At 67.9% G+C, this 14807-nt stretch carries 7 protein-coding genes; 2 read left to right on the top strand and 5 right to left on the bottom strand.

Translation table 11 applies throughout. The annotated features are described in order from the left end of the window. Positions 1 to 87: 87 nt before the first annotated feature. From glgB to glgA, 4 genes are read right to left on the bottom strand one after another with little or no spacing between them, the layout of a single operon-like run. A complete protein-coding gene (gene glgB / locus KHN96_RS02040; protein WP_062738754.1) occupies positions 88 to 2391 on the bottom strand; it encodes a 1,4-alpha-glucan branching protein GlgB in 2304 nt (767 codons plus the stop codon). Continuing rightward, on the bottom strand, positions 2388 to 5873 hold the full coding sequence (treS, locus tag KHN96_RS02035) for a maltose alpha-D-glucosyltransferase (RefSeq protein ID WP_062738755.1): 3486 nt from the start codon (positions 5871 to 5873) through the stop codon (positions 2388 to 2390). Before treS ends, glgB begins: the two co-directional genes overlap by 4 nt. After that, complete coding sequence (locus tag KHN96_RS02030; protein WP_062738756.1) at positions 5870 to 9451, bottom strand: maltotransferase domain-containing protein; 3582 nt, start codon at positions 9449 to 9451, stop codon at positions 5870 to 5872. The genes treS and KHN96_RS02030 overlap by 4 nt, the downstream gene beginning before the upstream one ends. Positions 9452 to 9481: 30 nt before the next feature. After that, on the bottom strand, positions 9482 to 11113 hold the full coding sequence (glgA, locus tag KHN96_RS02025) for a glycogen synthase GlgA (protein ID WP_062738757.1): 1632 nt from the start codon (positions 11111 to 11113) through the stop codon (positions 9482 to 9484). A 401-nt stretch (positions 11114 to 11514) separates the two neighbouring features. Between glgA and ahpC the strand changes: the two genes are divergently transcribed. Both ahpC and ahpF read left to right on the top strand, forming a co-directional pair. Continuing rightward, positions 11515 to 12078 (top strand): alkyl hydroperoxide reductase subunit C, encoded by a 564-nt coding sequence (gene ahpC, locus KHN96_RS02020; protein WP_045219422.1) that lies wholly within the window; start codon positions 11515 to 11517, stop codon positions 12076 to 12078. 122 nt (positions 12079 to 12200) lie between these two features. Then, entirely contained in the window at positions 12201 to 13775 is a 1575-nt protein-coding gene (ahpF, locus tag KHN96_RS02015; protein ID WP_062738758.1) for an alkyl hydroperoxide reductase subunit F, read from the top strand. A 64-nt stretch (positions 13776 to 13839) separates the two neighbouring features. Here the strand turns inward: ahpF and KHN96_RS02010 are convergent, their stop codons facing one another. Beyond that, the gene (locus tag KHN96_RS02010; protein ID WP_045219425.1) at positions 13840 to 14727 is read right to left on the bottom strand and encodes a LysR family transcriptional regulator; all 888 of its coding nucleotides are present in this window, start codon (positions 14725 to 14727) and stop codon (positions 13840 to 13842) included. Positions 14728 to 14807 lie beyond the last annotated feature (80 nt).

Raw genomic sequence — 14807 nt, 5'->3', positions numbered from 1 at the left:
TCAGCCGCGGCAGGGGGGGAAACAGAAATGCCCCAACAACAAAAACCCCCAACCCCAACCCCGACCAAAACCAACAACCCGAAAACCTCAAACCTTAAACACCACGACCCCCAACGGCGGCAACCTCAACACCAGCGACTGCCCCTGCCCATGCGACCCGACATGGTCCACATCCACCGCGCCGCCATTCCCGAGGTCGCTTCCGCCATACACGGCGGCATCGGTGTTCAGCACCTCGCGCCACTGCACGGCGCCGTCTGCCGGCGGCACGCCGATCCGGTAGCCTTCGCGCGGCACGGGCGTCATGTTGGCCACCACCAGCATCGGCCGCCCATCGCCGTCCAGCCGCAGGAACGCGAACACGCTGTTGGTGCGGTCATCGCCGATCACCCAGTTGAAGCCCTCCGGCGCGCAGTCGCGCGCATGCAGTGAAGGTTCACTGCGGTACAGCGCGTTGAGGTCGTGCACGAGCCGCTGTACGCCGCGGTGTCTCGGGTCGTCCAGCAGGTGCCATTCGGGCGAGGCATCGTGATTCCATTCGCCCACCTGCCCAAACTCGCATCCCATGAACAGCAGCTTCTTGCCGGGGTGCATCCACATGAAGGCGAGGTAGGCGCGCAGGTTGGCCAGGCGCTGCCATTCGTCGCCGGGCATCTTGCCGAGCAGCGAACCCTTGCCGTGGACGACCTCGTCGTGCGAGATCGGCAGGATGAAACGTTCGGAGAATGCATAGACGAGCCCGAACGTCATGCCGTCGTGATGGTGCTGGCGGTACACCGGGTCGCGCTGCATGTAGTGCAGCGTGTCGTGCATCCAGCCCATGTTCCACTTGTAGTCGAAGCCCAGGCCGTTGAACTCGACGGGCGCGGTCACGCCGGGCCACGCGGTGGATTCCTCCGCGATCGTGATGGCGCCGGGGCAGCGTTCGTGCACCAGCGTGTTCATCTGCTGCAGGAAGGCCACGGCTTCGAGGTTTTCGCGGCCGCCATAGCGGTTGGGTACCCATTCGCCGGCGCGGCGGGAGTAGTCGCGATACAGCATCGACGCCACGGCATCCACGCGCAGGCCGTCGATGTGGAAGCGCTCCAGCCACTCGAGCGCGCTGGCGATCAGGAAGCCGCGCACTTCATTGCGGCCGAAGTTGTAGATGAGCGTGTTCCAGTCCTGGTGAAACCCTTCGCGCGGGTCCTGGTGCTCGTAGAGGGCGGTGCCGTCAAAGCGGGCAAGGCCATGCGAGTCGGTGGGGAAGTGCGCGGGCACCCAGTCGACGATGACGCCGAGGTTGGCCTGATGGCATCGATCCACGAAGCGCGCGAACGCCTCCGGCGCGCCGAAGCGCGCAGATGGCGCAAAGAGCCCGAGCGGCTGGTAGCCCCAGCTGCCGCCAAAAGGGTGCTCGGCCACCGGCAGCAGTTCGATGTGCGTGAAGCCGAGGGCGCTTACGTACGGGATCAGCCGATCGGCCAGTTCGTCCCAGTGCAGGCTGCGGCGGCCGTCTTCCAGGTCACGCAGCCAGGAACCGGCGTGCACCTCGTAGATGGCGATGGGCGCCTCGGGCTGCTGGCGCTCGGCGCGCGTCTGCATCCATGCATCGTCGCCCCAGCGGAATGCCGACGGGTCCGCCACCACGGACGCCGTGGCCGGCGGCGGCTCGGTCTGGCGCGCAACGGGGTCTGCCTTGACCACGAGGTGGCCGTCGGCGCCGATCAGCTCGAACTTGTAGCGCGCACCGGGGCCGACACCAAGGCCGCTGGGCAGGAACAGCTCCCACACGCCGGCCTCGTGGCGCAGCCGCATCGGGTGGCGGCGGCCGTCCCACTGGTTGAAGTCGCCCACCACGGACACGCGTTGCGCGTTGGGGGCCCACACGGCAAAGCGCACGCCCGTCATGCCGTCCATCTTCACCGCGTGTGCGCCCAGGCAGTCGGCGAGGCGCCAGTGCGTGCCCTCGTTGATCTGCCGCAGGTCGTCGTCGCCGAGCAGCAGGCCGAAGGCATACGGGTCTTCGGTCTCCTGCACGGCCTCGTGGCCGGTGCCGGCGGGCCAGATGATGCGCAGCCGATAGGCCTCGGGGTGGCCGTACACGTCCTGTGCATCGGCCTGCAGCGGCCCGTGGAAGAGGCCCGTGCGCCCGACCTGTGTCATCTCGGTGATCGTCTGGCCGCGCGAATCGATGGTCTGCACGCGGCGCGCGCCGGGGTAGAAGGCGCGCACGACCCACCGCGGGCCCTCGCTGCCGTCCACGCGATGCGGCCCCAGGACGGAGAACGGATCGCCCAGGCGGCCGTGCGTGAGCGCGTCCACCTGCGCCTGGTCGACGCCGGGCGGCAGCACGACGGCCGGCTCAGGCGCGGCCGCCTTGGGCGGGTTGGCAAAGTCCAGCGCGGTCACGGTGGGCCTCCGGTCGAGTCTTCCGCAGCAGGTTGGGGTGGTTCGGCATGCAGCAGGCGGCGTGCCACGCGCGTGAGGCCGGCGAGCGGAATCGGTAGCCAGGCCGGCCGGTTGGCCGCTTCGTAGTTCACCTCGTACGCGGCCTTTTCCAGCAGGAACAGGTCGAGCAGATCGAGGTCCACCACGGGCGCGTGGAGGGTGTTCAGCTCGGGCCCGCGGATGGCCGCCGCATAGGCTTCCAGAAAGCGCTCGGTAGACGCGGAGCGGAACAGCTCCAGCAGGTGGTCGCGCCGTTCCTGTGCGGGCCCGGCCACGTGCTCGGGGCCTTGCCGCATGGCGCCGACCACGTAGTCGAGCGAACGCATGAGGCCGGCCACGTCACGCAGCGGGCTGGTCTTGCGGCGGCGCTCTTCCACCGGGCGCGACGGCTCGCCTTCAAAGTCGATCAGGAAGGCGTCGCCCTGCGCGACGAGCACCTGACCCAGGTGGAAATCTCCGTGGATGCGCGACAGCCTGGCGCCGATGCCCGCCTGCGCGCGCTCGCTGGCGGCGTCCAGCAGCGCCTGCCGTTCAGACAGCAGCCATTGCACGTCTGCATGCGGCGCGTTCTGTTGCTGCCACGCCGCCAGGTGGTCCAGCGCCCGCGTCAGGTGCTCGTGCACGCGGGCCGTCCAGTAGTTGGCGTCGTCGGGGTCGGCAAGGCGCGCCCCGAAGTTCGGATCTTCAGTGGGGGCGGCGAGAGCGGCATGCAGCTCGCCCAGTCGCGTGCCGATCGTGCCCATGAAAGCGACGTATCCGGCCAGCGCCTCGTCGGTGTCGGTGCGCGCTTCCGTCACGGCCACCGGAGAGGATTCGCCGTCGCCCCGCGTCACGCCTTCCGTGACGACCGCCAACTCGTCGATGGTGCGCCGCAGGTAGTCGAGCGCCCACGTCCAGGCGTCGCCCTGGTTCGGGACGAAGCTCTGCATGACGGCCAGCGTGGCGCGCTCTCCGTCGGCGCTCACGTGCGCGATTTCGCCGATCAGCGCCGCCGTGTTGGCGTAACCGACGCGCGTGAGGTGCCGCGTCATCTCGACCTCGGGGTGCACGCCCGGGGCGATGCGGCGGATCAGCTTGACGATCACCGATTCGCCGATCACCAGCGAGCTGTTCGACTGCTCGGCAGCCAGCCAATGGATGGGCGCATCCGGCGACAGCGGCAGCGCCGCGAGTGGCGTCGCGCCGGTCTCGGTGCTTTCGGGCGGCTGGTCCAGCTCGGCGATGTTCGGCTCCGGCTCGAAGCGCACCGCGCCGTCGTTGGCTTCGAGCGTGGTGCCGCGCACGAGGTTGGTCAGCAGCGCTCGCGCGAACGTCTCGGTGGTGAAGGCGTCGGTCAGGTAGCCGACATGGCGGCCGCGCCGCACGCGCGCAAGCGCAAGCTGGATCGGCAGCGCGGGCAGCGTGGCCGATTCCCAGGCGATCGACAGCGGCAGCAGGTAGCGCTCGACGCGCTCCGAGCCGTCGGGCCCGCCCAGCGTGACGGCCACTTCGTTGAAGAACACCTCGGGCCGTGTCGCGCCGGCCAGCGGACGGTTCGTGGACGCTGCATCGACCGGCACCGTCGCACCCCACGCGAACTTTGCACTGCGCAGCACGCTGTCCTTGGCGGCAAACCAGCGGCGCTTGGGCAGGTACGTCGGCAGGATCTCGCGCTCGATCAGCTGGCGGTGTGCTTCTCGCTGGCGCGTGTCGGCCAGCGTATCCAGCCCGGCGCGCAACACCAGCGTGGTGAACTCGGGCAACTGCTCGGCGGCCGGTTGCGCCCATGTGGGGCCGGGCTCGTTCTCGCGCAGCTCCAGCCAGTAGAACGCATACGGCGGAAGCGTGAGCAGGTACGACAGTTGCCCGATCGGCGGGAACGCCGTGCCGCCGATCAGCTCTACCGGCACGCGCTGTGCAAATGCCGAAAGATCGAGCTCCACCGCTTGTGAAGCGCGCGACAGGTTCGCCACGCACAGGATCGGCGCCTCCCCTTCGAGCGCGCGGATATACGCCAGCACCTTCCGGTTGGCCGGCTGCAGGAACTGGATCGAGCCGCGCCCGAACACGCGATGCCGCTTGCGCGTGGCGAGCAGCCGGCGTGTCCAGTTCAGCAGCGAATGCGCATCGCGGCTCTGCGCTTCCACGTTCACCGATTCATAGCCGTACAGCGAGCCCATGATGGCCGGCAGCACGAGCTGCTCGGGGTCGGCGCGCGAGAAACCGCCGTTGCGGTCGGGCGACCACTGCATGGGCGTGCGCACGCCGTCGCGGTCGCCCAGGTGGATGTTGTCGCCCATGCCGATCTCGTCGCCGTAGTACATGACGGGCGTGCCGGGCATCGAGAACAGCAGGCTGTTCATCAGCTCCACGCGGCGGCGGTCGCGCTCGAGCAGCGGCGCGAGGCGCCGGCGGATGCCGAGGTTCAGGCGCGCGCGGCGGTCGCTGGCGTAGACCTCCCACAGGTAGTCGCGCTCGGCGTCGGTCACCATCTCGAGCGTGAGCTCGTCGTGGTTGCGCAGGAAGATCGCCCACTGGCAGTTGGGCGGCACCTCGGGCGTCTGCCGCATGATGTCGGTGATCGGGAAGCGGTCTTCACGCGCGATCGCCATGTACATGCGCGGCATCAGCGGGAAGTGGAACGCCATGTGGCATTCGTCGCCGTTGCCGAAGTACTCCTGCGTGTCTTCCGGCCACTGGTTGGCTTCGGCCAGCAGCAGGCGGTTCTTGAATTCCGCATCCATTGCCGCGCGGATCTTGCGCAGCACGGCGTGTGTCTCGGGCAGGTTCTCGTTGGACGTGCCTTCGCGCTCGACGAGGTAGGGCACCGCATCCAGACGCAGGCCGTCCACACCGAGGTTCAGCCAGAACTTCATCACCCCCAGCACGGCCTTGAGCACGCGCGGGTTGTCGAAGTTGAGATCGGGCTGGTGCGAATAGAAGCGGTGCCAGTAGTACGCATTGGCCACCGGATCCCACGTCCAGTTGGACGGCTCGGTGTCGATGAAGATGATGCGCGTGCCGGCGTACTTCTTGTCGTTGTCCGACCAGACGTAGAAATCGCGCAGCGCCGAGCCCGGCTTGGCGCGTCGCGCGCGCTGGAACCACGGGTGCTGGTCCGACGTGTGGTTGATGACGAGTTCGGTGATGACCCGCAAGCCGCGCGCATGCGCCTCGGCAATGAAGCGCCGCACGTCGGCCATCGTGCCGTAGTCCGGATGCACGCCGCGGTATTCCGCAATGTCGTAGCCGTCGTCGCGGCGCGGCGATGGGTAGAACGGCAGCAGCCAGATCACATCCACGCCAAGCTCGGCAATGTAGTCGAGCTTGGAGATCAGGCCGGGGAAGTCGCCCACGCCGTCGTTGTTCGAATCGCAGAACGACTTGACGTGCAGTTGATAGATGACGGCGTCCTTGTACCAGAGCGGATCGTCCACCAGCAGCGCGGTCGGGTTGCGCGTCATGACGGTTGTTCCTCCGAGGGCAGTGCCGGACGTACGCGCCAGATCGCAAACGGCTGCTCGGGCTCCAGGCGGATGTGCTGCCACTTGCCGCGCCACACCGTGCGGTGGCCGGTGACGAGGTTCTCGGCCATCAGGGCGCCGTGATCGGGCAGGCCCCATTGCCACAGCGGCAGTTCGATGTCGGACTCATGCGCGTGGTGCGGGTCGAGGTTGATGGCCACGAACAGCGTGTTGTCGCCAAAGCGGTCCTGCTGCCCATGCTGCAACGCATTGGCGAGTTCCGCCGGGTTGGTCGGCAGCACGGGCGGCGTCGATTTGCTGAAGAACAGGATGTGCTCGCCCGATGCCGGCTGGAACGTCACGCCCAGGTGCGAGTGCAGGGCCGGGTTGGCGCGGCGGATGCGGTTGAGCAGCGCGATCTCCTTGACGATGTTGCCGGGGCGGTTGTGGTCCCACGCGCGCAGCTGATACTTCTCGGAGTCGAGGTATTCCTCCTTGCCCGGTATCGCGCGCCCCTCGCACAGCTCGAAGCCGTTGTAGACGCCCCAGAGGCCAGACAGCGTGGCCGCCAGCGCGGCACGAATGAGGAAGCCCGGCCGGCCGGAGGTCTGCAGGAACACCGGGTTGATGTCCGGTGTGTTGACGAAGAAATGGGGGCGGAAATATTCCCGCACCGGCGTGCGCGTGAGTTCGGTCAGGTAATCGATGAACTCCTGCTTGGTGTGCCGCCACGTGAAGTACGTGTACGACTGCGAAAACCCGACCTTGGCGAGGCGGTACATCACCTTCGGCCGCGTAAAGGCCTCGGAGAGGAACACCGCGTCGGGGTATCGCGCGCGCACCTCGCCGATCATCCATTCCCAGAACGGCAGCGGCTTGGTGTGCGGGTTGTCGACGCGGAACAGGCGGATGCCTTCGTCGGCCCAGAACATCACCACGTCGCGCAACGCCAGCCACAGCGCGGGTTTGGCGTCATTCGCGTAGAAGTCGACGTTGACGATGTCTTCGTATTTCTTGGGTGGGTTCTCTGCGTACTTGATGCTGCCGTCGGGCCGCCACGCAAACCAGCCCGGGTGTTCGCGCAGCCACGGGTGATCGGGCGAGCATTGAATGGCGAAGTCCAGCGCCAGTTCCAGGCCCTTCTCACGGGCAGCGTCGCGCAGGCGGCGGAAGTCTTCCAGCGTGCCGAGCTGCGGATGGATGGCATCGTGTCCGCCTTCCTCCGCGCCGATGGCGTACGGGCTGCCCGGGTCGTCCGGCGCGGCCTGCAGGCTGTTGTTGCGGCCCTTGCGGTTGGTGCGGCCGATCGGGTGGATGGGCGGGAAGTACAGTACGTCGAAGCCCATGCCGCGAATGGCGCCAAGCCGGCGGATGACGTCGTCGAAGGTGCCGTGCCGGTGCTCGTCGCCCGAGGCGGAACGCGGAAAGAGTTCGTACCAGCTCGCAAAGGCAGCGCCGCCGCGTTCGACCTCGAGCGGGTACGGCGCGGTCTCCACGTAGAACGGCCGATAGTGCGAGGCCTGCGCCATCACGTGCGCGGTGGGCGGATCCAGCAGCAGCTTGAGGCGATGCGCCGGATCGGCATCTGCGAGCAGTTGCGCCAGCTTGTGCAGCGCCCCGGCGGGCGCATCGGCGGGCGCATGCTCGGCCGCCTGCGCGACGAGCCGCGTGCCTTCTTCCAGCTCCAGCGTGACGTCTACCCCGGCCGCGTGCTTCTTCTCGAGCTCCGACCGGTACGTACCGAACGCATCGCGCCACGCAGCCACCGCATACACGTGCCGCCCCAGCCGTTCGGGCCGGAACACGCCGCGCCAGCGGTCATTGCCAAGCGGCACCATCGGCACCTGCTGCCAGGTGTCTTCATCCTGCGCGCGCCACAGCAGCTGCACCGCGAGCTGGTCGTGTCCGTCCATCAGCACATCGGCTTCGACGACGATGTCATCGCCCACCAGGCGCTTGACGGCAAAGCGGCCATCGTCGACGGCCGGCTGCACGTGTTCGATCCCGATGCGCGGCGCCGCAATGGCAGCGTTGACCGGTGCCTTTGCATCGTCGCCTTTCATGCGCGCGCGCTTCGCGGTCTTCTCTGCCGCCGGATAGCGTACGGGCGCGCTGCGGAACACACGCCAGACCTGCACGTCGCCGGGCAGCAGGTCGATCTCGGCCAGGGGCCGGGCCTTCGGGCGCAGTGCGTCGTCGCAACTGCCGATGGGTTCGGTGAGCAGGTCCAGCGCCACGCCACGGGTGAAACCGCCTGCCACGCCGGGCAGGAAGTGGTCTGCGTGCACCGAGACGCCCATGTGCAGGTCGGGGTTGATGACGACGAGGGTGGCTGCATCGCCGGCGCGCAGGTCGGGCCCGTCGGCACGCAGCATGGCCGTGGCCGGCGCATCGGGCCCGGTGAGCATGCGCAGCTCGGCGTGCGGCGCCACGGTGCCGGCATCGCGCGCCGCACGGATGGTCGCATTGACGTCGCGCACGGCATCGCTCAGGTCGAAGGCAGCGTGCGCGTCGATCCATTGCTGATCGGACGGATCGCCGCGGTCGGCCAGCATGGGCAGCAGCGCGCCGCGCTCGAAGCCGAGCGGCATCAGCCAGCCCGCATCGAGCGTGTCGGCCACATGCAGGATGCGGCGATACGCGCGTTCGCGCACCATCGCGTCGCCGAATGCCTGGCCGTAGCGCGTGCCGAACGGCGCTTCCACGGTGGCGATGGGCGGTGCCACGGCCGCCAGCCGTGCGTGTTCTTCCACCATCCAGCTGGCGCGGAAATCCCACCAGCGCAGCGACGAAAACGTGGCGTCAAAGCCGGCACCGGCCAAGGCGTCAACGGCTGCGGCGTCCATGCCGGGCGTCCAGGCCAGGAAGCGCAGGCCTGGGTCTGGCGGGGCCGCGGCACGGGTGTCGGCCATCAGCGCCTGCCATCGCTCGGCGGGCAGGCGCGCCGGTGCTTCGCAGCGGAAGCCGCCGATGCCGAGCGCGGCCCACGCACGCAGCTGTTGCGTCCACCACGCGAGGATGGCGTCGCCGCAGTGCGGGTTGTCGTGGCGGAAGCAGGCCACCTCGAGGTGCGAGGGCGGCAGGCGCGGGTCCAGCGCGTCGCCGTCTTCTGCGTGGCTGGCGAACCAGTCGGGGTGGTCGGCGCGCAAGGGCGCATCGGTCGCCACACGGTCGATCACGAGATCGAGCAGCAGCGTCAGGCCGCGCGCGCGGCACGCCTGCGCCAGCGTCGCCAGTGCGGCATCGGCCGGGCCGCCGCCCAGCGCGTCATGCAACTGCGCGTGGTCACGCGTGACGAACACGTTGCCCGCCGCGCCGGTCTGGAACGGCGGGGCCATCAACACGTGGTCGAACCCCAGCGACGCAATGCGGTCGAGCACGCCTTCCCAGCGGTCCAGCCGCCCCATCTGCAGCGGATGCAGATAGCAGATGGCAGGCGCGTAAAGCGGCGGCGCGGTGCGAGGCCGGTCCGCCGTCCGGGCCACCGCCCGGGCTTCGCTGCCCGGGGGCTTGGCAGCCTTGAGCGCTGCGGTGTTCTTGCGTGGTGCGGTGGTGTTGGGCTTCTTGGTCTGGGGCATGCGTGAAACCGGGGCGGGGCGCCGATACGATCAGGCGCGAATCTTTTCGGTGCTGGCTGCGCGTGCCACCGCGTGGGCGCGGACCTCATCGGACAAGCCCGTCGAACGCCGCCGTGCCGGCGCGCGCGCGGGCGCATCGGCGCGATGGGTCGGCAGCGGCTCCGGCGTGGCGGGGGCCTGCGCCAGCGCCACCGACGGCATGGGCGTGGCCGCGGGCGCCAGCGTGCGATACAGCGCGACGTACTCGCGTGCGGGCTGCGACCAGCCGAAGTCAGTCGTCATGCCGTTGTATTGCAGGACGCGCCACGCTTGCGGTTGTGCGAAGACGCGCAGCGCACGGTCCACCGCCGAAACCATCGCGTCGGCCGTCTCGCCGTCGAACAGGAAACCCGTGGCGCCATGCAGCGCCGCCTCCGGCGACCCAAGGTCTGTGATGGTGTCGATCAGGCCGCCCACGCGGGAGGCCACCGGCACCGTGCCGTAGCGCATGGAGTACAGCGGCGTCAGGCCGCATGGCTCGAAGCGGCTGCCGTGCAGCAGGATGTCGGCGCCCGCGTGCAGCAGGTGGGCATGGGCCTCGGTGTAGCCGATCTTCGCGGCCATCTGGCGCGGGTAGCGTGCCGCGAGTTCGGCCATGCCGCTCTCGTACTGGTGTTCGCCGCAGCCGAGCACCGCCACCTGCAGGCGCGGGTTCGATTCGAGCAGCTGCGGCAACGCCTGGAGCGTCACATCGGCCATCTTCTGATGCGTCAGGCGGCTGCCCACGGCGAGCAGGGGCGCCTGCGCATCCTCCGGCAAGCCGAAGCGCTGCTGCAGCACGCGCTTGGCGGTGTGCTTGCCGGTGAGGTTCGATGCCGCGAACGGCTGCGGCAGCAGGGGGTCCTTCGACGGGTTCCACACCTCGTTGTCGATGCCGTTGAGGATGGCGACGAGGTCTTGCTGGCGCGCGCGCAGCAGGTCTTCCATGCCGCAGCCGGCCGCCTCGGTCAGGATTTCGCGCGCATAGGCGTGGCTTACGGTGGTGATGCGGTCGGCCCACAGCAGGCCCGCCTTCAGGAAGCTGAACTGTCCCCAGAACTCGGCCTCGTGCGCCGCATCGGCCGGCACGCCGATCTGCGGCACCACGCTCATCGGGAAATTGCCCTGGAAGGCCAGGTTGTGCACGGTAAAGACCGTCCTGGCCCGCGCGCCCGCGCGCTTGACGAGCAGCGGCACGAGCCCGGTATGCCAGTCGTGCGCCTGCACGACGTCGAAGCGCCCCGCGCCCTGCACGCCCGCGGCCACCCGCGCTGCTGCATGGCTGAATGCAGCAAAGCGCAAGGCGTTGTCGTCGTACGGCTCGCCGTGGTGGTCCAGATACGGATTGCCCAGCCGCCCGAACAGCGCCGGCGCATCGAACAGCAGCACCGGAATCGCATGCGGACCCACGTGCCCGCTGAGCAGCCGCGCGGGCCCCCCGGGCAGGTCGGTCCATTCACATAGCGTGCGGGGTTGCTGCAGTTGGGCGATGGCGTCGGGATAGCCCGGCAGCATCGCGGTCACCTGCAGACCGGCCCGGCGCAGCGCGACGGCGCATGCGCCGACCATATCTGCAAGCCCGCCGGTCTTGGCCAGCGGCACAGCTTCCGAAGCGACAAAAAGGACGTTCAGCGACAAGGTCATGCTCCCGGGGGAACCGCCATCGCCGGATCGGCCAACTGCATGAGCAATGGCACGGCTCCGGTGCGTGACGGAGGTTTGCGATCTCCCCCTTCGCGCAAGACCTATGCCAGTCAGACAGACGCTGACAAGGCTGCGATCCGCTCCGCGCGGCGCCTTGCGGCTGCATGAAACGTGCCGCGGAGCCGGCACGTGCAGCGTGTGCAACCTGGGTATGCGTTGTGTAATTTCCTCCATGCCATGGCAACCGCGCTTGGGCGCGGAGGGCCAACGAGTCCGGGTGCCACGGTTGTCTTTTAATAGAAAAAAACAATCGGAAAAATAAGATCAATCAACTTGTGCAATTGACGGAACGGCGATACGATCACTCCCGTTGTCAACCAAGCAACCTACTGAAAACCACTATGTCGCTGATCAATACTCAAGTCCAACCGTTCAAGGCCCAAGCGTTCCACAACGGCAAGTTCATCGAAGTCACGGAAGAGTCGCTCAAGGGCAAGTGGTCCGTGCTGATCTTCATGCCGGCCGCATTCACCTTCAACTGCCCGACCGAAGTGGAAGACGCCGCCGACAACTACGCCGAGTTCCAGAAGGCCGGCGCCGAGGTCTACATCGTGACGACCGACACGCATTTCTCGCACAAGGTGTGGCACGAAACCTCGCCGGCCGTGGGTAAGGCTCAGTTCCCGCTGGTGGGCGACCCGACGCACCAACTGACCAACGCCTTCGGCGTGCACATCCCCGAAGAAGGCCTGGCCCTGCGCGGCACCTTCGTGATCGACCCGCAAGGCGTGATCAAGACGATGGAAGTGCATGACAACGCCATCGCCCGCGACGTGAAGGAAACCCTGCGCAAGCTCAAGGCTGCCCAGTTCGTCGCCAGCCACCCGGGCGAAGTGTGCCCGGCCAAGTGGAACGAAGGCGCGAAGACGATCAAGCCGTCGCTGGACCTGGTCGGCAAGATCTGAGTTGTGAGGCTGTTTGCTGCAGGAATGCAGCAGAAAAAACGGCCGGCTCTGCCGGCCGTTTGCTTAAGGGCGCAGGCATGTGCCGCGCCCTGTCACGGATTCAACGAAAAAAGGAAGTCGTCATGCTGGATGCTGATGTCAAGGCCCAACTGAAGGGCTACCTCGAACGCCTCGTGCAGCCCATTGAGCTGGTCGCCAACGTCGATGACAGCGAGGGCTCCCGCGACATGATGGAGCTGCTGCGCGACGTGGCCGAGCAGTCCGGCATGATCTCGCTCACCGAACAACGCGATGCCGCCGAGCGCGCGCCGTCGTTCCTGATCCGCCGCACCGGCGCCGACGTGAGCGTGCGCTTTGCGGCCGTGCCGACTGGCCACGAGTTCACCTCGCTCGTGCTGGCGCTGCTGCAGGTGGGAGGCTATGCGCCCAAGCTCGATGCCGACGTCATCGAGCAGATCCGCAACATCGAAGGCGATTTCCGCTTCGAGACGTACATGTCGCTCACGTGCCAGAACTGCCCGGACGTGGTCCAGGCGCTGAACGTGATGTCGGTCATCAACCCGCGTATCCAGCACGTCGCCATCGACGGCGCGCTGTATCAGGGCGAGATCGAGGCGCGCCAGATCATGGCCGTGCCGACCGTGTTCCTGAACGGCGAGATGTTCGGCACGGGCCGCATGGGCGTGGAAGAGATCCTGGCCAAGATCGACACCGGCGCCGCCGCGCGTGACGCTGAGAAGCTGGCTGCCAAGGAAGCGTTTGACGTGCTGATCGTCGGCGGTGGCCCGGCGGGTGCCGCTGCGGCCGTGTATGCGGCGCGCAAGGGCGTGCGCACCGGTGTGGTGGCCGAGCGCTTTGGCGGCCAGGTGCTCGACACGCTGGGCATCGAGAACTTCATCTCCGTGCAGGAGACCGAAGGGCCGAAGTTTGCCGCCGCGCTGGAGCAGCACGTGCGTCAGTACGAGGTCGACATCATGAACGCACAACGGGCGGTCAAGCTGACCCCTGCAGACAAGCCGGGCGGCCTTGCCAAGGTGACGCTGGCCAACGGTGCGGTGCTCAAGGGCCGTTCGGTCATCCTGTCGACCGGCGCGCGCTGGCGCAACGTCAACGTGCCGGGCGAGCAGGAATACAAGAACAAGGGCGTGGCGTACTGCCCGCACTGCGATGGCCCGCTGTTCAAGGGCAAGCGCGTGGCCGTCATCGGCGGCGGCAACTCCGGCGTGGAGGCGGCCATCGACCTGGCCGGCCTGGTCAGCCACGTCACGCTGCTCGAGTTTGCCGGCGAGCTGAAGGCGGACGCCGTGCTGGTGCGCAAGCTGCAAAGCCTGCCGAACGCGACCATCGTCACCAACGCGCAGACCACCGAGATCACGGGTGACGGCCAGAAGGTCAACGGCCTGCGTTACAAGAGCCGCGTGGACGGCGCCGAGCATGAGATCGCGCTCGAAGGCGTGTTCGTGCAGATCGGCCTGGTGCCCAACACCGAATGGCTGGATGGCGCGGTGGAGCGCAACCGCTTTGGCGAGATCGTCGTCGATGCGCGCGGCCAGACCAGCGCGGAAGGCGTGTTTGCCGCAGGCGATGCGACCACGACGCCGTACAAGCAGATCATCATCGCCACCGGCGATGGTGCGAAGGCCGCGCTGTCGGCATTCGACCACCTCATCCGCGTGCCGCTGGCCGAGGCGGCATAAGCCTGCGCCCAAGCCGTACGAAGCCGGACCTTGCGACAAGCGGGTCCGGCTTTTTCTTTGGCGTTCAGCCTGCGGCGCAGAGCAACGCCTGTGCGCGTGCGCTGCACATGTCGACCAGGCGATCGCGCAGCACGCGGCCCGCGCTGTCGAGGTCGGGCCGCGCAAACAGCGCAAGTTCCAGCCCGCCGATTTCCGGAAAGCCATCCGCCGCACCGAGCACGCGGTGCCCGGGCTGCACGCAGCTGGCCGGCAGCAGGCTTACGCCCAGGCCCGCGCTGACGGCCGCGCACAGGCTTGCCAGGCTCGGGCTCGAATACGTGATGCGCCACGCCTGCCCGATCGATTCCAGCGCGTGCAGCATCTCCTGCCGATACAGCGCGCCTACCGGAAACGCCACCAGCGGCAGCGACGGTTGCGATGGCCCGGGCAGCAGCATGTGCGGCCGCTCGGCGCTGTCGATCCAGCAGATCGGCTCGGCCCAGCGTGCATGACAGTCGCTGTCAGTGCCCCATTGCTTGACGAGCAGCAAGTCCAGATCGCCATTGCGGTACTGGCGCAGCAGGTGATGCGAGAGGCCGCTTTCCACTTCGAGGCGCAGCCGCGGGCGTTCGCGCGCAAAGCTGGCAATCAGCGGCATCAACGCACCGCTGCCGAGGTCTTCCGGCACGCCCAGGCGCAGCACCCCCTCGGTGTGCTCGGGGCTCAGCGCCTCACTGGCTTCGTCGGCCAGCCGCAGCAGCCGCCGGGCGTAGCCGAGCAGGCGGTCGCCCTCTTCCGTGGGCAGCACCTGGCGTTGGCTGCGGTCCAGCAGGCGGCAGTCCAGTTGCTGCTCGAGCCGCAGGATCTGCTGGCTGACGGTCGACTGCGTCAGGTGCAGGTGTTCGGCTGCGCGCGTGAAGTTGCCCGTATCCACCACGGTGACAAAGCTGCGCAGCAAGACCAGATCGATCATTTGGAAACCCACTGGGTGCGATTCAACTATTTAATTTGAACATATGTAGGGGCGCAACCATAATCGTCCGCTTGTTGACT

The organism is Ralstonia mannitolilytica (assembly GCF_905397375.1).
Taxonomy (GTDB): domain Bacteria; phylum Pseudomonadota; class Gammaproteobacteria; order Burkholderiales; family Burkholderiaceae; genus Ralstonia; species Ralstonia mannitolilytica.
This window is presented reverse-complemented; position numbering and strand designations above follow the sequence as displayed.

Bases quoted from the DNA above. Each gene is read 5' to 3' on its own strand.
- treS (WP_062738755.1), bottom strand. From the start codon at position 5,873: ATGACGCGCAACCCGACCGCGCTGCTGGTGGACGATCCGCTCTGGTAC.
- KHN96_RS02030 (WP_062738756.1), bottom strand. From the start codon at position 9,451: ATGCCCCAGACCAAGAAGCCCAACACCACCGCACCACGCAAGAACACC.
- glgA (WP_062738757.1), bottom strand. From the start codon at position 11,113: ATGACCTTGTCGCTGAACGTCCTTTTTGTCGCTTCGGAAGCTGTGCCG.
- ahpC (WP_045219422.1), top strand. From the start codon at position 11,515: ATGTCGCTGATCAATACTCAAGTCCAACCGTTCAAGGCCCAAGCGTTC.
- ahpF (WP_062738758.1), top strand. From the start codon at position 12,201: ATGCTGGATGCTGATGTCAAGGCCCAACTGAAGGGCTACCTCGAACGC.
- KHN96_RS02010 (WP_045219425.1), bottom strand. From the start codon at position 14,727: ATGATCGATCTGGTCTTGCTGCGCAGCTTTGTCACCGTGGTGGATACG.